Annotated in this window: 13 protein-coding genes; 12 read left to right on the forward strand and 1 reads right to left on the reverse strand. The window is 56.1% G+C overall.

Features of this window, described 5'->3' with window-relative positions; all coding sequences use genetic code 11:
* Positions 1-187: 187 nt before the first annotated feature.
* The 10 genes from ycjG to ACRC0P_RS12455 all read left to right on the forward strand — a co-directional run bounded on the left by ycjG (position 188) and on the right by ACRC0P_RS12455 (position 13975).
* Positions 188-1135 carry an L-Ala-D/L-Glu epimerase gene (gene ycjG / locus ACRC0P_RS12410; RefSeq protein WP_438631342.1) on the forward strand — a complete coding sequence of 316 codons (948 nt, stop codon included), beginning with the start codon at positions 188-190 and terminating at the stop codon, positions 1133-1135.
* Between the two features lie 189 nt (positions 1136-1324).
* On the forward strand, positions 1325-2479 hold the full coding sequence (locus tag ACRC0P_RS12415; RefSeq protein WP_438631344.1) for an efflux RND transporter periplasmic adaptor subunit: 1155 nt from the start codon (positions 1325-1327) through the stop codon (positions 2477-2479).
* Between the two features lie 10 nt (positions 2480-2489).
* Positions 2490-5585 (forward strand): efflux RND transporter permease subunit, encoded by a 3096-nt coding sequence (locus ACRC0P_RS12420; protein ID WP_438631346.1) that lies wholly within the window; start codon positions 2490-2492, stop codon positions 5583-5585.
* 17 nt (positions 5586-5602) lie between these two features.
* A complete protein-coding gene (locus ACRC0P_RS12425) occupies positions 5603-6265 on the forward strand; it encodes a CerR family C-terminal domain-containing protein (RefSeq protein ID WP_438631348.1) in 663 nt (220 codons plus the stop codon).
* A gap of 222 nt (positions 6266-6487) precedes the next feature.
* Positions 6488-7309, forward strand: a complete 822-nt coding sequence (locus tag ACRC0P_RS12430) for a helix-turn-helix domain-containing protein (protein ID WP_438631350.1) — start codon at positions 6488-6490, stop codon at positions 7307-7309.
* Between the two features lie 484 nt (positions 7310-7793).
* Positions 7794-8900 carry a 3-deoxy-7-phosphoheptulonate synthase gene (locus tag ACRC0P_RS12435; protein ID WP_438631352.1) on the forward strand — a complete coding sequence of 369 codons (1107 nt, stop codon included), beginning with the start codon at positions 7794-7796 and terminating at the stop codon, positions 8898-8900.
* A 188-nt stretch (positions 8901-9088) separates the two neighbouring features.
* Positions 9089-10666 (forward strand): flavin-containing monooxygenase, encoded by a 1578-nt coding sequence (locus ACRC0P_RS12440; RefSeq protein WP_438631354.1) that lies wholly within the window; start codon positions 9089-9091, stop codon positions 10664-10666.
* A gap of 121 nt (positions 10667-10787) precedes the next feature.
* Positions 10788-11324: a chorismate--pyruvate lyase family protein gene (locus ACRC0P_RS12445; protein ID WP_438631356.1), complete on the forward strand. Its 537-nt coding sequence runs from the start codon at positions 10788-10790 to the stop codon at positions 11322-11324.
* Positions 11325-11346: 22 nt separating this feature from the next.
* Positions 11347-12822, forward strand: a complete 1476-nt coding sequence (locus ACRC0P_RS12450) for a cytochrome P450 (protein ID WP_438631358.1) — start codon at positions 11347-11349, stop codon at positions 12820-12822.
* Positions 12823-12949: 127 nt separating this feature from the next.
* The gene (locus ACRC0P_RS12455) at positions 12950-13975 is read left to right on the forward strand and encodes a sulfite exporter TauE/SafE family protein (protein ID WP_438631360.1); all 1026 of its coding nucleotides are present in this window, start codon (positions 12950-12952) and stop codon (positions 13973-13975) included.
* A 109-nt stretch (positions 13976-14084) separates the two neighbouring features.
* Here ACRC0P_RS12455 and mpaA read toward each other — a convergent pair whose 3' ends face one another.
* Positions 14085-14789 carry a murein tripeptide amidase MpaA gene (gene mpaA, locus ACRC0P_RS12460; RefSeq protein WP_438631362.1) on the reverse strand — a complete coding sequence of 235 codons (705 nt, stop codon included), beginning with the start codon at positions 14787-14789 and terminating at the stop codon, positions 14085-14087.
* A 172-nt stretch (positions 14790-14961) separates the two neighbouring features.
* On the opposite strand from mpaA, the gene ACRC0P_RS12465 reads away from it, so the two are divergent.
* The gene (locus tag ACRC0P_RS12465; protein WP_438631364.1) at positions 14962-16359 is read left to right on the forward strand and encodes a DegQ family serine endoprotease; all 1398 of its coding nucleotides are present in this window, start codon (positions 14962-14964) and stop codon (positions 16357-16359) included.
* A gap of 192 nt (positions 16360-16551) precedes the next feature.
* Positions 16552-18357, forward strand: a complete 1806-nt coding sequence (gene lepA / locus ACRC0P_RS12470; protein ID WP_438631366.1) for a translation elongation factor 4 — start codon at positions 16552-16554, stop codon at positions 18355-18357.
* The last annotated feature ends 244 nt before the right edge of the window (positions 18358-18601 follow it).

Below are 18601 nucleotides of genomic sequence, written 5' to 3' on the forward strand. Positions count from 1 at the left end.
GACACGGGCTAGGCGCCCCCCCTCAATACGTCCCTGTAGGCTTGTCCGCGAGGTCCCTCTCGCAGACAGTCCCAGAAAGGCGCACCCCGCTCCAGCTTGTGCCACCAGCGGGTGTCTTGAACTCCGAAACTTGAGTATCGAACTTAGTGTTAACGGGCCCTTTTCCAAGGGACTTTGAGACAGAGTTATGCACGCTCGTTGCTACGCAGAAAGCTGGCCCCTGCGCACCGCATTCGTGATTTCCCGGGACGCGCGCACCGAGGCCCGGGTGGTCGTGGTGGAAGTGGCCTCGGAAGGGGTGACCGGCATCGGCGAGTGCACCCCTTACGCGCGCTATGGCGAGAGCGCCGACTCGGTGATTGCCGAAGTAGAAAAAGTGCTGCCGGAGGTGGCCCGCGGGCTGGACCGCCACCAATTGCAATCCCGTATGCCTGCCGGAGCTGCACGCAATGCACTGGACTGTGCGTTGACAGATTGGGAGTCGAAGCGCAATGGCGTCGTACATTCCGGACCCGACTCCCTGCCCACGGTGCAGACCCTGGTGATCGACACCCCCGCGGCCATGGCCGAGGCGGCGGGGACCGCCGTGGGGCAGGGCGCTGGCGTCCTGAAACTGAAACTGGACGACCGCCAAGTCCTGGAGCGGGTCGCGGCGGTGCGCGGCGCTGCGCCGCGCGCGCAACTGGTGATCGACGCCAACGAGGCCTGGCGGGCGGAAACCCTGGAGGAGCGTTGCCGGCAGTTGACGGGATTTGGGGTGACCATGCTGGAACAGCCCCTGCCCGCGGACGCCGACGCCTTTCTCGCCAGTTTCCCCCACCCCCTGCCGATCTGTGCCGACGAGAGCTGCCACACCCGGGCCGATCTGCCGCGCCTGCGCGGCCGCTACGAGATGGTCAACATCAAATTGGACAAGACCGGCGGTATCACCGAGGCGCTGGCCCTGGCGGAAGAGGCCCGGCACCAGGGCTTCCAACTGATGCTCGGGTGCATGCTGTGCACCTCGCGGGCCATCCGCGCGGCCTGGCCGCTGGGGGAGAAAGTGCGCTTCCTCGATCTGGACGGCCCCACCTGGCTGGCAAAGGATGTACAACCGCCATTGCGCTTTGCCGGTGGCCGGGTTTACTGGGTTTGACTTCCCATCGTATTCGTTGAGGCGCAGATGTCCCGCTCGCGATGAGCCTGGTGAATCAATCAGTCCTCCTGAAAAACTTCCCACTTTTCAAAAGATGGCGCGCCAACACACCTTGGTAAGATGGGTTTGATTGCGGGTTTAATCAAATGATTATATGTTTGCTCAATCATTTGATTAAGAGATTGAACAATGAGTGACTGCAGATCGCGTTACAGCCACTACTCATTGGTGAGGTGGAGGGTGTTTGCACTGGCGAGCGCCATATTCCTGTTGACGGCCTGTTCCCGCTCCGCCGAGGAAACGGGTGCCGCGCCGCCACTGCGCGTGGTGGACACGGCGCTGGTACAGAATGTCAGCGCGGGGCGGGTAGTGACCCTGTCCGGACGCGTGCAGGCGGCCGAGCAATCGGCTCTGAGCTTTGAGGTGAATGGCGAGATCGAGCAGCTGGCGGTGGATGTGGGGGATCCGGTAGAGGTCGGGCAGGTACTGGCACAACTGGACGATACCCGCTATCAGCTGGCCCACGCGCTGACGGTTTCCAATGAGGCCGAGGCTCTCGCCACCTTCCGCGAACGCAAGCTGGACTATGAGCGCCAGCGCCAGCTGATCGATCGGGGAGTGGTGAGCCAGGCGAGACTCGACAGTGCCAAGGCCGCGATGGACACGGCCGGCTCCCGCTACGAATCGGCCAGGGTGTCCCGCAGACTGGCGGAGCGCGACCTTCGGTTGACCAAATTGAAGTCCCCGTTTGCCGGCTCGGTCAGCCGGCGGTATGTGGAGCCCTCCGAGCGGGTTACTTCCAACCAGGTCATCCTCGAGGTGATCTCCGATCGCCAGGGATTCGAGATAAAGACCAGCGTACCGGAGAACCTGATCGGCGAGCTGGATGCGCAAGTGCCTCAATCCGTCGCTCTCCCGGCGGTGGGAATCGCCGACATTCCCGCCCGCGTACGACATATCGGCACCCAGCCGGAGTCCTCCAACAATTACCCGGTGGTGCTGGTGGTGGAACAGCCGGTCGGGGGAATCCGGTCCGGCATGACCGCGGAGGTCCGCCTCGCGTTTGCCGACCGATCCGCAGCGAGCGCCGTCAAAGCCGGCCAGTTGGCAGTTCCACTGACGGCGCTGGTTTACGGCGCCGGCGAGAGTGCCCATGTGTTGCGGGTATCCAGGGAGAGACAGTTGGAGCGCGTAGAAGTGCGGATTGTTTCATTGGGGGAACAGCGGGCGACGGTCACAGGAGAGCTTTCCGTCGGCGATCGCGTGGTTGCCCGGGGAGTGGAGTTTGTCTCCGCCGGGGATCTGGTGGCGGTGCTGGGGCAGGGCCCCGAGCGGTTTAATTGAGAGGGCGGCGATGAATCTGTCCCAACTGGCCTACCGTTACCGCCCCGTGGTTTTCCTCGCCACTGCGGTGGCAGTCGTCTACGGCGCTTTCAGCTATTTCTCCCTCCCGGCGCGGGAGGATCCGAAAATCACCATCCGTGAAGCGGTGATCAGCACAAGTTTTCCCGGCCTGCCCGCGGAGGAGGTGGAGGAGAAAATCACCAAGCCGCTGGAAGAGCATGTACGTGCCCTGGGCGAGGTGGAAAACATTCGTTCCACCTCCATCCGGGGGCGTTCGCTGATCCATGTGGAGATCCAGGACCGCTACTTCAATCTCGACCAGATCTGGGACGAGGTGCGCGAGCAGATCGACGCCGCCAGGGCGGAACTGCCGGAGGGGGCCGGAACTCCGCTGTTGAACGACGATTTCGGGGATGTGGCCGTGGTGACCGCCGCCCTCACTGCCAAAGATTTCTCCCAGGCCGAGCAGTTGCAAATGGCGGAGCACATTCGCGCGCGTCTTTATGCCGTAGAGGGTACCCGACGCGTGCAGTTGCTGGGCGTTCAGCCCCAGCGTATTTTCATCAACCTGCCGGAGGCCCGGATGGCCGAGTTGGGTCTTTCCCCGACCCGGCTGGCCTCCCAGTTGCAACAGCGCAATATATTGCCGCCGGCGGGTGTCATCGAGGCGGGAGAACAGCGTTTCGCCCTGCAGGTATCCGGAGAGTACCGGAGCCTGGAAATGCTGAAACTGGCTGAGATCCAGCTTCCCGCCGGCCGCGGTACAGTCCGCCTGAGCGATTTGGGGCAAATAGAGCGGGGGTACCAGGAGCCCGTAGAGCAGACGGCTTACTTCAACGGGCGGCGGGCGATCGTGTTCGCGATCTCAATGCAGGACGGCTACAGCGTCCTGGACTACGGGAATGCGGTTGCGGAGGCCTTGGAAGAAATCCGAACCACACTGCCGGCGGGCTACCAACTGGATATCATGACCTTCCAGGCGGAGCAGGTGGCAAACGCCGTCTACGGGGTCAGTGCCAATGTGATTCAGACGCTCGTTATTGTATTGGCCGTCGTGATTCTGTTTCTCGGGGTGCGCACCGGACTTATCGTCGGTTCAATTATCCCCATCGTGATGCTGGTGACCCTGGCGGTAATGGGATTTGCTGGCCTGACTTTGGAGAGAATGAGCCTTGCGACCCTGATCATTGCCTTGGGACTGCTCGTCGACAATGCCATCGTGATTGCCGAGGACTTCAAAACACGGCTGGAAGCAGGCGCTTCCCGCGATGAGGCCCTGCGGCAGACAGGCGGCGAGTTAGCTGTTCCCCTGCTTACCTCGACACTCACCACCATTCTGGTATTCCTCCCGCTGATGCTGGCGGAGCATGTGGCCGGAGAGTACACCCGATCCATATCCGTTGTTATCGCCATTACCCTGCTGGCTTCCTGGCTTTTGTCCCTGTCGGTTACCCCAGCGCTCTGCCACCGTTTTCTGAAGGCTTCCGCCGTCGGAAACAGTCTGTCCGATCGCCTGTTCCGGTCGATGGCGGGCCGCTACGAACGGATACTTCGCTGGGTAATGCAGCGGCGCGTGGTCTTCCTGATTTTTATGGGGGTTATGCTGATAGCCAGTGTCGGCCTGATGAAGATGGTTCCGAAGAAATTCTTTCCGGATTCGGACCGCAGTCAGGTATTGATGTATATCGATTTGCCTTCCTCTATAGCGGCTACGGAGGCGGATAGGAAAGTCCAGGCGATCAGCGCCCGGCTGCGCGACGATGCCGATTTGGCACCGGAGATCGTCAGTATCGCCGCCTACGCGGGATTTGGTGGGCCGCGGTTTGTGCTTTCGCTGACACCGATGGACCCGGCGCCCAACAAAGGGTTCATGGTGCTCAACATCCGCGATCGCAAGCGCATGGAGTGGGTGATTCAGGGAGTGAGTGCCATTCTTGCCCAGGAGTTTCCCGAGGTATCAGCGCAGGTCACCAGGATGTTTCTCGGTCCTTCCGACAGCACCGTGCTGGAAGTGCAGGTGAAAGGGCCGGATCGCGAAGTGATCTTCTCCACTGCCCGGCAAATCGAGGCCATCTTTCGCAGCGTGCCAGGAGCACTGGACGTAAAACAGAGCTGGGAAGCGCGAATCCCCTCGCTGATGATCGAAGTGGATCAGGCGCAGGCTCGCATTGTGGGTATTACCTCCGGGGATATAGCCCGCTCGCTGAAAGGTGTCATCAACGGCTATCAGTTGAGCGAGTACCGCGAAGGGGACCGTATTATCCCCATTATACTGCGCTACGCGGGAGAGGAACGCACAAGCCTGCGGCGGTTGGAGTCGCTCACGGTTTATCCATCGGGCGGCTCCGGGGAGGGGGTTCCCCTCAATCAGGTGGCCAGGGTGAAACTGGGTAGCGGTTATTACCGGGTGGACAGGGAGAACCTGGTGCGCAGTATCACTGTTCAGGGGCGCAACCGGTATATGACCGCCGAAGACATGCTGCCCAGGATAGAAGGAAAGCTGGCAGACCTGCAGGAATCCCTGCCTCCGGGCCACTGGATTGAGTTCGACGGCGTGGTAGTCGAGTCAGCGGAGGGGAAGGCCGCGCTGCAGGCAAACCTGCCACTCTGCCTTGGCCTGATCTTTATTCTCCTGGTAGGGCAATTCAACTCCTTCAAACGCCCCATGCTGATCGTGGCCACTATTCCCCTGGTGATCGTAGGAGTGGCTTTGGGGTTACTGTGCATGCGGGCTAACTTCGGTTTTATGGTACTGTTGGGGATTTACAGCCTTGCCGGAATCATCATCAACAACGCCATAGTACTGATCGACAGAATCGATATCGATCGCAAGGATCCTTCGCTTACCATGTCCGAAGCAATAGTGCGAGCGTCGGTCCGTCGCTTACGCCCGATAGTGATGTCCACGGTGACCACTATTCTCGGGTTTCTACCCCTGATCATTGGCCGGGATCCTCTATTCTACGGCATGGCTAGTGGCATGGCTTTTGGACTGATGGTAGGAACGGTGATGAGCTTGGGTGTGGTTCCGGTGCTCTACAGCTACTTTATCGGGGAAGCCCTCGGGATGAACGACTCAGCACTTCTCGACAGCCACGTCAAATAGAACGGGTGAGTGATTGAATGAATAAAAGAGAATACTTGGCGGACGAAACGGCAGGAAAATTGATGTCCGCCGGAATGCGATTGTTTGGAGAGTATGGGTTCAAGGGAACCACCACACGGATGATCGCCAGGGAGGCGGAATCGAACATTGGGTCCTTGGCCTACTATTTTGGAAACAAGCGGAGCTTCTATCTGGCAATTGTAAGTCATATCGCCGAGCGCATGCGAGAGCGGTTCAGGCTGGACATGATATCCCAGGAAGAAAAGCATATGGCCGGCCTCACAGCCGAGGACGCCCACATCATCCTGAAGGGTATGGTACGCAATATGGTTCAAACCTTTGTTGTGGATGATGAAGCGAGCTGTTGGCTATTGTTGGTGATGCGGGAGCAGGCTAATCCCACAGAGGCATTCGATATCCTCTATAACGAAGTGTTCGACATTGTGTACAGAATCCTGAGCCGTCTCATAGCTGTCCTTGCCGGGCTGGAGCAGGATCACATTCGGGCTACCCTGGAAGCCCACATATTGATCGGACAGGTGGTGTTTTTTCTTGTCGGGCGGAGCTCCATTGTGCGTCGGTTGGGGGCGGAGGATGGTTACAGTCAGGAAGTGATAGAAATGATCGAGGAAATAATCCTTTCTCATGTTGAATTTTTCGCGACGAAAAATTCCATGTGACAAAAGTATCTTACCAGTGTTGAATAGGGGGGTATATGAACAGGTATTGATTCTTTAACTATCAAGATCGAGTGATTATTCATAATACGCAAAAAACACCTCGCTATGAAGCCAGCGAGGCAGAGGGGAATGGCTAGTCTCTGATACCGTAAGAATATAAAAAAACGGCTGAGGGGTGTTTTAATATTTAGGAAATTTCTAGTTGTTATTATGGAGAGTGAAATGGACGTAGGCTATATTCAGGATTGTAAACAACATAGAAAACACTTGCCGGGAAGAATTCTTTCCTCATATATAAACTGCTATCAAGTAATATCTGGAAAATTTGAGCGGGCCAGAGTTATAGATCTCTATCCGGATGGAGGAGTTGGAGTTATTATAAACCTTGGAGGCTCCATAACACTGGACGGCAAGATATTTGGAAAGGGTGTCTATTTTGATGGCGCAAACTCGAAGAATGTAACTCTTCGTCTAAGTGGAGATGTGAATCTCATAAGAATACGCTTCAATCCGGGTATGTTTTGCTTGTTTTTTAAAGCTGACCTGGGGAGATTGCATAATACATTTAACAATCTTTATTCAATTAGCTGTATCCTTCCAAGGAACTTCTTCAGGTTTCTTGAATTGTGTGCTTCGGATGAGCAGAAGATAACCTCTGTTGAAACATGGCTTACATACAACCTGTCTGATCCGGATGGTAATATGTCTCTTGTCCTTGCTATTCTCAAACATATCTCATCCAGTCATTACGATGCCCGCTTACAGGATCTGGCTGAGGAGGTTGGTATTGATGTAAGAAAACTCCAGCGATTGTTCAAGAAGCAAGTGGGTATGAGCCCGAAGAGGTTGATGAAACTGCTGCGCGCGGACTTTGCCAGAAGAATGCTGAACAGCTGCAGCTCCCTGAGTTGCCTCGATATAACCTATCGCTGTGGCTACTATGACCAAGCCCACTTCAACCGGGAGTTCAAGGATATCTATCGCATTACTCCCAATGAATACCGGAAACGGTTATTCTCTGAAAGGTGCGAGTATATAGCCTGATGCCAGGACATCAGGTCTTCCTTTTTATTCTGTCGGCCGTCTGAAATTTGGCGGCCTTTTTGTTTCTCTGCCTCCCCCCTCTCTCTCCTGTCTATAAATAGATGAACCTGGTTTGTTTCCATTTGAGTTTAATGGTTATTAATTGCGTGCCTGGAAAACTGCATCAATAACGTGCATCTATCTGCGAATTTGAATTATTTTGTGCATATAAAGTGCATTTGTCGAATTATTTTTAATGGTCGAAAGAATATGCCCGGGTTTTGGGCGATTTAATGAAAAATTCACTTTGTATGCACAATTATGACTCATATATGAATGTTTGGCGGCTACATTTGGAAATAATTTAATTTCCTTTATTTGTGAAAATTTGTGTCGCAATTTTACTATTTCCAAAGCTTTTTTCTGTTCTAGTCTGAACTAAAGTTTTGCAGCTAGTCCCATGTCGTAATAATCGAAATTCCACCAATATCCACGAGGCTCAGATATGTCAGTTCCACAAAAAATTCTGGACAACATCAGTGTGCCGGGAAGCGGGAAAATAATAAGCCCACTACAGCTCAGGACCATGTACCCACCCGGAAGGGAAGCGGAACGAATGATTGTCAGGTCGAGAGAAACCGTCAGTCGCATTATCCAGAAAAAGGATCCTAGATTTCTGGTCATAGCCGGTCCCTGCTCGATTCACGATCCCAAGGCCGCGCAGGAATATGCCTGTCGCCTTAAAGAGCTGCACGAGAAGTACAAGGATAGCCTGTTTATACTGATGCGGACCTATTTCGAGAAGCCGCGCACTTCATTGGGCTGGAAAGGTTATATCAATGACCCGGACCTCAACAACTCTTATGAGATCGAAAAGGGGCTGTGCAGAGCCAGGGAATTGCTGCTGTTTATGGCTGACCTGGAACTTCCCTGTGCAACCGAGGCACTGGACCCTGTCATTCCTCAGTATCTGCAAGACTTGGTCAGTTGGGTTGCCATCGGTGCGCGCACTACAGAGTCCCAGGTTCACCGGGAAATGGCCAGCGGTCTTCCCATACCGGTGGGATTCAAGAATGGCACAGACGGCAATATACAGATAGCCGCCAATGCCATGAAGTCGGCCGCGAATCCTCATCGGTTCCTGAAAATAGACGAAGACGGCTATATCGCGGTCACCGGGAGTGCCGGAAATGCCGATACCCATCTGATACTGCGTGGCGGAAAGCAGCCAAATTACAGTGGGGATTGTGTCTATGAGGCAGAGAGAGTTCTGGCGGGCATGGGAGTAAATCGCAGTATTGTGGTGGATTGCAGTCATGGAAATGCCAGAGGGGATCATAAGCGACAGTTGCAGGTAGTCGAAGAGGCTGGGCTACAAGTTCGGGAGGGGTCGGACTCACTGGTTGGAGTTATGCTGGAGAGTCATTTGAATGAAGGGCGCCAGTCTCCGGATGTGACACAGGGAGGGGGAGGGCTTAAATACGGTGTTTCCCTTACAGATGCCTGTATCGGATGGGAAGATACGTGTGCAGCTATCCACAATTTGAGCGCGGATGTTTCCGTGGTTCTTGATTCCAGGTTTTCGTCAAAGTCCCTGGCAGAGGTTGTATAGAAGATTGCATCAATGAATATTTTTCATATTGTCGTAATTTTACAATCCGGATACCTGAATACTGAATTAGTATCCATTGATTAATTAGTTGATTAATTAGTTGATTAAATTCTCGGGAATTGAGATTGGTTGATTTCTAGTGTTACCCAGGTGGAAGTTCTATTTTTATTCGTTTTTAGGAGTGGACCATGAAGAAGTGCGTGGCGGTAATCGGCGCTGGGTTATCGGGTATTGCAGCTATCAAGCAATTGACCGATGAGGGTCATGATGTTGTTTGTTTTGAGCGCCTGGACAATCTCGGTGGCGTATTTTCAAGGAATGAGATCTATGATGATCTACATCTTACCATATCAAATTATTTTATGGCTTATTCAGATGACGTTCCGAGTAATGAGCGACTGAAATTCTGGTCGAAAGCGGAGTACCGGGAATATCTGAATTCCTATGTTGAGAAATTCAATCTTGAGGAAAAGATTAAATATAGCACAGAGGTGACTTCAGTCAGGCAAACACCAGGCGCGGATTCCTGGGAGGTTGAAGTATCCTGCAATGGAGAGATGGAAAGGCTGGAGTTTGATTCTGTAGTGGTGTGCTCGGGGCATTTCCAGAGACCAAAAATTCCGGAAATTGAAGGCCTGGAAAGTTTCAAAGGCGATGTTGTACATTCCAAATTCTATCGTGATAAGAACTTTTATGAAGGAAAGCGGGTTCTCTGTGTGGGGATGGGGGAAAGCTCTGCGGATATCACTTCAGAAATATCCAGTGTCGCAAAAAAATGTATTCTTTCGTTGCGGCGGTATCATGCTGTAGCGCCACGATACATGGCATTCCAGGAGGATACCTATTTTACTATCGATACGTCCTGGCTGACTTCAAGGATTGTGAATCGGCTTCCGCACAGGTTTCATGCTGGGATCACTAAAGGAATTTTCAGGCGTTACGTCAACAGCCGGAATCCGGACCTGAGGATTCGGGGTCAGTGGCTGATGAAGTCCGGCCCTTCTTTTCATCAGGCTGTAACAAAAAACGAAAGGTTGTTCAAGCCTATTGCCGATGGGAAGGTGACTCCCAATATCGGCGGTATTCAGAGGTTCGATGAAAGCGGTGTCATCTTCAAGGACGGTACCCGTGAGAAAATTGATGCAGTTGTATTTTGCTCTGGGTACAAGCTGGAGTTTCCTTTCCTGGATAAGCAGATTTCGGACATGCGAGATCTGTTTAAGCAGATGTTTATCCCGGAAGTCGGAGAGTCGCTGGCATTTGTCGGTTTTGTCCGGCCTCAGCAAGGCGGAATCCCGGCAATCGCAGAAATGCAATCTCGCTACCTGGCCCAACTATACAGTGACAAAACTAAGCTGCCACCTATACCAGAACAGAGGCAGATCATTGGACAGGATGCTGAGCATTGGCGCTCGGAATATAGGATTACTCCGAAGGTCGCTTCATTGGTCAACTATTGTCACTATATGGATTCTCTCGCTGAGCTGGTGGGCTGCATGCCCAGAATTCCCTCTCTCAAAGAGGACCTCAGGCTTAGAGTCAAGCTCCTGCACGGTCCACAGTTTGCTGCCCAGTACCGCTTGTCCGGGCCTCACAGTATGCCGGAAGAATCCAGAAAGTTTTTGCTGGAATTCCCGAACATCAGTTCATGGCGGCGCATCGCCTACCTGGAGGCAAGTGCATTTCTCTGTAAGGTGATGCCTCGTATACCCAGATTCCGTATCAGGGTTATGTCGAGTAGTAGAACGGAACCGGCTATTATATAGATGCGTCTTGCTCCTTCCATATTTGTGAAAGATTTATCGCAGAGGGTTTGCCATGATTAGGTTGTCTGATAGTACTTTCCGGCGGGGGAAAGGTTGTGCGGGAAATGGTCTGGATCTCAGTATGTTTCAACGTATTCTGCTCAGTTCCGATGGAACCATGACCAATCTCCTGGAGGAAATATCGAGAGAGAGCTTATGTGCACGGAAATTTTTCGAAGATGTCGGTGCTGCCGATTTCGATATTCCGGAGCTGGAATTGTGCGCTGGACAGCTCCTGTGGAGACGCACGGTAACCCTGCAGGGCAATCTGTCCGGTATCAACTATCTCTATGCGGAATCACTCATCGCCCCGGGGAAACTGGACGAAAAATTCTCCGATATGCTGCTCAAAACCAAGGCTCCCATTGGGAAAATGTGGGATCTATTCCAGGTGGAAACTTACAAGAGTCTTGTTGAGTGGGGCGAGGAGCCTGCTGGTAATACGGCGAAGTACTTTTCCATTAGTGAAGATGAAGCACTTTTATTCCGGACATACCGGGTTTTTTCCCGCGGCAAGCCGGTGATGAGGATAACGGAAAAGTTTCCCAGAAATTGGTTCCGTAATGTCCAGTTTTCTCCCAAGGATCTCTTTGGGGAAAAGCTCTCGGCGATCAATTGAAAATTGCACAGGAGTATTGGAAATGTACCGCCAACCGAGAGAAAAGGCCGCCTTTGACGGCGCCTTTGGTGGGAGGTCCGTGGGTGGGATGTACTCGCAGCCGCCGGGACCGGCCAGGATATCGCTTAACAACATACTTCCCTTTGTTAATGGAAGGATGCATGTCAAGCTCAGCGAACTGTCTGAAAAATACGGGGATGTTTTCCAGTTAACTGTAGCTGGGAAGAAAATAGTAGTGCTGAATAATCTGGAGTTCGTTTGGGAGGCACTGATAAACCAGGATGGAAAATTCAGTGATCGCGCGGACTTTGATATTCTCAGAGAAGCTCCACAGCGGAATTTCCTCGAGCTGAAAAGTGGAGATTCATGGAGACGGCACCGGGACCTGTTTGTAGGGGCGATGCAGGAATATTTTGCAGGTAGGTGGGGAGAGATGGAATCATGGCTTAATCAGGAGGCCGACCATCTGTCTGAAACCATTTCCAGGCACGAAGGTGCTTTCGACCCGAACCGCTGTATTTCCCTTGCCAATCTCAGTTTCATCCAGAGGATAATTTTTGGGCGGAGCTGCACCCGGGAAGATGAGCGGTCCTTCAATGAAGATGGTCTGACGTTCCTTCCTAATGGATTTATGAACGCCGTGCGGCTGGGCCTGTTGCCCAAGGCATGGAGGCTGTTCTTTTATTTGAGCAGGAAGCACTCTCTGGATAACTTCAAGGAGGGGATAACCGGGCTGAGTGCGTATATAGCCAGGAATGTAGATGACCATAAGAAATCGTTTGACGAGTGCAATCCACGTGATATGTGCGATTACCTGTTGCGGGGGGGGCGACAGGTTCCCCTTGAGGAACGCGATAAATTCCAGGTACATGAGCAGGACGTTGTCAACGGCTCTCTTACCCAGTTTGCCGGGGCGGGAACCGGAGTTCCAACTTTCGCACTGCGCTGGGCGCTGCTCTACCTGATTCGTTACCCTGAGGTGCAGGAAGCCCTGCAGCAAGAGCTGGACGGCGTGCTTGATGGTGCCCCGAGGATGTCGGACCGGAGCAGATTGCCCTATATGCAGGCGTTTATAAATGAGTTGTTGCGGCATACTTCGATCAGTCCGATGGCGGCAGTCTACTATTCGACCACAGGTGATGCCGTGATCGGCAATTATGCTGTAGAGAAAAGTACTCCAGTAATCGTGAATTATTACAGCGTTACCCGAGACCCTTCGGTATGGGATCAACCGGAAAGGTTCCATCCGGAAAGGTTTCTCGACAAGGAAGGCAAGCTGCGCAAGGACCTGCAGAACAAGTTCTTCCCCTTTGGGCTGGGAGCGAGGCGATGTATCGGCGAGCACCTGGGGCGTATGCAGATATTCCTGCTTTGTGCACACTTGGTTTACCGGTTCAGGTTTTCCGCTGTACCCGGTGAAAAGAGAGCAGATAAAATTATTCCGGGCGTGTTCCTGGTGCCGGAGAGTTATCGAGTGGTAGCTTCACCAAGGTTTTAAACAGGAAGCAAAGAGAATGGATACTTCGAATGCGAATGTCGCCCCGCTGTATACAGGAAGCGGTTCCTCCAGTTTAGCTTTCGCCGGAAGGCGACGACGGTTCCCCAAAAAAGGAATCCTGCTATGGATGGCTTGGCTGGTAGCCTTCTATACAGTCTGGGCATTCCTGGTCTTCGGTCTGGACAACTGGCAGATGACAAAGGAGCACTGGCCGATGGCGCTGGCTATGGCGCTGGGCAGTTACGCCGCGGGGTCCACGCCCATGGGAGGCGGCACAGTGGGCTTCCCGGTGCTGGTGCTGCTGTTCGACACTCCGGCGAGCCTGGGGCGGGATTTCAGCTTTGCCGTGCAGGCGATCGGTATGGTGAGCGCAAGTTTTTTCCTGCTTGCCAGGCGCCAGCCATTGGCTGGCAATATGCTCAAAGGCGCCATGCTGGGCTCCCTGCTGGGCACTCCCGTGGGGATTCAGTTGATCGCCCCGCTGGTCCCGGAGCTGTGGATCAAGCTGGTCTTTGCGGTGGTCTGGGGCAGTTTCGGTATTTTGCACCTGTACCGCCTTCGCGAGATCACCACCCACTCCGGCAGCAGTAGTTTGCAGCCGCGGCGGGATTTCCGGATCGGCCTTGCCCTGGGGGCTGTGGCGGGAGCCACGGCGGTGTCGGTGACCGGGGTGGGGATCGATATGGTGATTTACGCCGCGCTGGTCCTGTTATGCCGCGTGGACCTGAAGATCGCTATTCCCACCTCGGTGGTGATCATGGCCTTCAACTCCGTTGTCGGCGTGGTGGTAAAAAGTGTTGGCGGTGGCTGGCACCCGGAGGTCTACGGTAACTGGCTGGCGGCCGCCCCGGTGGTGATACTGGGGGCGCCGCTGGGAGTGTTCATTGTGTCACTGATCGACCGCAAGCTGACCCTGCTGATCGTGGCGCTGCTCTGTGTGGGCCAGTTGGTATGGACCTTTCACGCCGAGCGGGCGGAGCTGGGATCACTGGGATTGCTGGCCTCCCTGGGCGCCGTGGGGCTATGCCTGCTGCTTTTCGAGTGGTTGCGTAAGATGGGAAGCCGGCTCGCAGGTACCAGCGCTTTCCGGGCTGCCGAACAGCAGCAATCTCCCGACGAGATGCCGGACAGCGGGCTGCCGCTGGCCAGTTGAATGATACAGGTGGAGCCTTTTGCGCCCTAGCGGCGGCTTCCCCTCCGGGGAGGCCGCCGCGCCGAAGCTGCTCCGGCGTGACCGGCCTCGCCCTTCCCCGGAATCTGATCTATTCCTTCCTACTCAGCAGTTGAACGAGGACGTCGAGATAGTCTTCGCTGGCCGCATCGGGGGAAACCGGCGGGAATTCAACGGTAATGCAGGGCAGCTTGCGTTCGGCGCACCAGGTACCGAAGGAGCCGGGAGTCGGGTAGCCCACATTCTCCACCAGGGGCAGCTGCATGCGAGTCGCCAGCCACTGCCCCAGGGCGCTGCCCTCCGGGTCCTCCACGCAGGCCAGTGGCTCGTGGATAGTCACTATCCAGGCCGGCTGCAACTGCTCGATCAACTGGCACAGGGCCTGGGTCTCCGCTTCCGAACCCGCCTCGCTGCCGGTGCTCAGGCGCACATCGCGCTCCTCCGCGACGCTGTTCCAGCGATAGACACTCTCTATACCCTGCCAGTTGCCGGTGGCAAAGTTGCGGTTCAGGTCCACCCCGCGGGCGTTGGCGCGGAGCCCCAGCTGGCAGCCGTCCGGGTTCACCGCCAGTATCACGTGGTGGCGCAGGCGTCCCGGCGGCAAGGCGCGCAGGGCGCAGGACAGGGCCACTACTGCCGCCACTTCGTCTCCGTGGGTACCGGCCATTACCATGCCGTGGGGATTGCCGCTCTGGGCGGGAAAGTAGAGCAATGGCGCGCCCAGTTCTGAGTGTCCGTACTGCTGTCGGGGGTGGCAGAAGTGGCCGCGTTCGGTGCGGGGGCGCAGTGGGGGCATGGCTTCCCTTAACATTGTTTTACACTGGGCGGAGAACTTTTGCGGCGAAATCGCCACTAACTGTTTGTTGAACGCCGCCCCAATGCCCATATAACTGGGCGCAATCCTTGCAGGGCGGTATCCTGAACACACTTATTGCATATTAGAAGGGATAAATAGGGGTAACAAACTTATGGTTACACGCTGTACGCAGTTTTTGTTGACTCTCTGCCTCTTGATATCGGCGTCCGCCTGTGCCCGGGAGCTACCGGAACTGACCAGTCTGATCGAGCAGAACTCCCCGGCGGTGGTGAAGATCAACACCGTAGAACGCAGCCGTGTGAATGGCGGCGGCCTGCCGCCCCAGTACCAGCAGGAGATTCCGGATATCTTCCGGCACCTGCTCGAACCCCGCCGTCGCGAGAAGCGCCCGGTGGCGAGCATGGGCTCCGGTTTCATTATCTCCAAGGACGGCTATGTGGTGACCAACAATCACGTGGTGGACAGTGCGGGCGAAGTGGTCGTGACCCTGACCGACCGCCGGGAGTACGAAGCCAAAGTCATCGGTACCGACCAGCGTTCCGACCTGGCGCTGCTGAAGATCGACGCCGAAGACCTGCCCACGGTCGGCTGGGGGGATTCAGACGACCTGAAAGTGGGGGAGTGGGTGGTTGCCATCGGCTCCCCCTTCGGCCTCGACTACTCCGCCAGTGCCGGTATCGTCAGTGCCATGGGCCGCAGCATCCCCAATGAGAGTCGCGAGAACTACGTGCCTTTCATCCAGACCGATGTGGCTATCAACCCCGGTAACTCCGGTGGCCCGCTGTTCAACATGGACGGCCGGGTGGTGGGCATCAACTCCCAGATCTACACCCGCAGCGGCGGCTCCATCGGTCTGTCGTTCGCCATCCCCTCCAGCCTGGCCCGTGACGTAGTGGCGCAGCTCAGGGAGAAGGGCCGGGTGGACCGCGGCCGGTTGGGCGTGGGTATCCAGGATGTGGACCGCAATCTGGCCAAGGCCATGGGGCTGGGCAAACCCAGGGGCGCCCTGGTGGCGCAGGTGGAGACCGGTTCGCCGGCGGCGGAGGCAGGCATTCGCGTGGGCGATATCATCACCCGCTTCGACGGCCAGAAGATCGTTGTGTTCGGCGACCTGCCCCACATCGTGGGACAGACTCCCCCCGGCAGAGAAGTGTCGGTGGAACTGATGCGCGAAGGTGAGCGCAAGAAGGTGCGGGTCAAGGTGGGTGCGCTGGAAGGGGCCGAGGAGGTCGAGCAGACCTCCTCGGCCCCCTCGCCCGACGTGGGTGGCCGCCTCGGCCTGGTGGTCAGTGAGATTCCCGACACTCTCAAGGAGCGCTGGAGCGTGGACACCGGCGTCCTGGTGAAGCAGGTGGTACCGGGCAAACCCGGCGCCAAGGCGGGACTGCGCAGCGGTGACATTGTGGCCCAGTTGGGTTTCGATGAGGTGGAGAACATGGAAGACTACGAGAAAGTAGTCAAGGAGCTGCCCGAGGGCGAACTGCTGCCGATCCGCTTCTTCCGCGCCGGTCAGCCGACCTTCCGGACCATCCAGATTGATGAGAATTAATGCGGAATTCGGAATGCGGAATGCGGAATTGGTGCACAGCCGGTGCTGGGTGCCGGAGAGCCATTCCGCATTCCGCATTCATCATTCATCATTCCGCATTCATCATTCCGCATTTTTCCTGATAGACTTGCGCCACGCTGCCGGCTCTAATGCCGGCTAACAAATTGATTTTGCAAGGATTTCTACTTTCCTGTGGCCTCAGATATCTCCCGTATCCGCAATTTCTCCATCATTGCCCATATCGACCACGGCAAATCCACCCTGGCGGACCGCTTTATCCAGGTCTGCGGCGGCCTCACCGACCGCGAGATGGCCGAACAGGTCCTGGATTCCATGGATCTGGAGCGGGAGCGGGGCATCACCATCAAAGCCCAGAGCGTGACCCTGGACTACACCGCGCGGGACGGCAAAACCTACCAGCTGAACTTTATCGACACCCCGGGGCATGTGGACTTCTCCTACGAAGTGTCCCGCTCCCTGGCGGCCTGCGAGGGCGCGCTGCTGGTGGTCGACGCCGCCCAAGGGGTGGAGGCGCAATCAGTAGCCAACTGCTACACCGCCATCGAGCAGGGCCTGGAGGTGATCCCGGTGCTGAACAAGATGGACCTGCCCCAGGCGGACCCGGACCGGGTGGCGGAGGAGATCGAGGACATCATCGGCCTCGACGCCACCGGGGCCACCCGCTGCAGCGCCAAGTCCGGCCTGGGAGTGGAGGACGTGCTGGAGGATCTGGTGCGCCTGGTGCCGCCGCCGCAGGGGGACGTGGACGCGCCCCTGCAGGCGCTGATCATCGATTCCTGGTTCGACAGCTACCTGGGCGTGGTATCCCTGGTGCGGGTGGTGCAGGGCACGCTGCACACCAAGGATAAAATCGTCACCAAGTCCATCGGCCGTGCCCATGTGGTGGACAGGGTGGGGGTGTTTACCCCCAAGCGCAAGGAGACCGGCGTGCTGCGCGCCGGCGAGGTGGGCTTCGTGGTGGCTGGGATCAAGGACATTCACGGCGCGCCGGTGGGTGATACCCTGACCCACGCCAAGGGTGTCGAGGAGGTATCCATGCTGCCGGGCTTCCAGAAGGTCAAGCCACAGGTCTACGCGGGCCTCTTCCCGGTCAGCTCCGACGACTACGAGGCGTTCCGCGATGCGCTGGACAAGCTGTCCCTGAACGACGCCTCGCTGTTCTACGAACCGGAGACCTCCGATGCCCTGGGCTTCGGTTTCCGCTGCGGTTTCCTCGGCATGCTGCACATGGAAATCATCCAGGAGCGCCTGGAGCGGGAATACGACCTGGACCTGATCACCACTGCGCCCACGGTGGTCTATGAAGTGGAGATGACCGACGGGGAGATCATCTCGGTGGACAATCCCTCGCGACTGCCGGACCCGGGTAATATCGCCGAGATGCGCGAGCCCATCGTCGAGGCCAATATCCTGGTGCCCCAGGAGCATCTGGGCAATGTGATCACCCTCTGCGTGGAGAAGCGCGGGCTGCAGAAGGACATGCAGTACGCCGGCAGCCAGGTGTCGCTGCGCTACGAGCTGCCCATGAGCGAGGTGGTGATGGACTTTTTCGACCGCCTCAAATCCGTGAGCCGTGGCTTCGCCTCGCTGGATTACAATTTTGTGCGCTTCGACCCGGCAAAACTGGTGCGCCTGGATATCCTGATCAACGGCGACCGGGTGGATGCCCTGGCGCTGATCGTGCACCGGGAGCACGCCCAGCAGAAAGGCCGCGCCATGGCGGAGAAGATGAAAGAGCTGATCCCGCGGCAGATGTTCGACGTGGCCATCCAGGCGGCGATCGGCGGCCAGGTGGTCGCCCGCACCACGGTCAAGGCGCTGCGCAAGAACGTCACCGCCAAGTGTTACGGCGGCGACGTCACGCGCAAGAAAAAGCTGCTGGAAAAGCAGAAAGCGGGCAAGCGGCGCATGAAGCAGCTGGGTCGCGTGGAGGTGCCGCAGGAAGCGTTCCTGGCGGTGCTGAAGGTGGATCAATGACCACCTGAATCCGTGACTTCATGACGGCGCAGAGGATAAGCTCTTGACGCCACAGCGAATTTTCCTCAGTCGGCCGTATCTCGGATACGCCACTCCCTCGGAAAATCCACTGTGACGCCAATATCTTGCACTCTGCATCCGCCCTGAAGTCACGGATTCAGGTGACCAATAAACAATTAGTCAATGATCAATTTTCTGGTCGTGGATTCCTGTTTATTGTCAATTGATCGTTGTTAATTGATTA

The sequence above is a fragment of the Microbulbifer sp. genome (genome assembly GCF_051659245.1).
Classification (GTDB): Bacteria; Pseudomonadota; Gammaproteobacteria; order Pseudomonadales; family Cellvibrionaceae; genus Microbulbifer.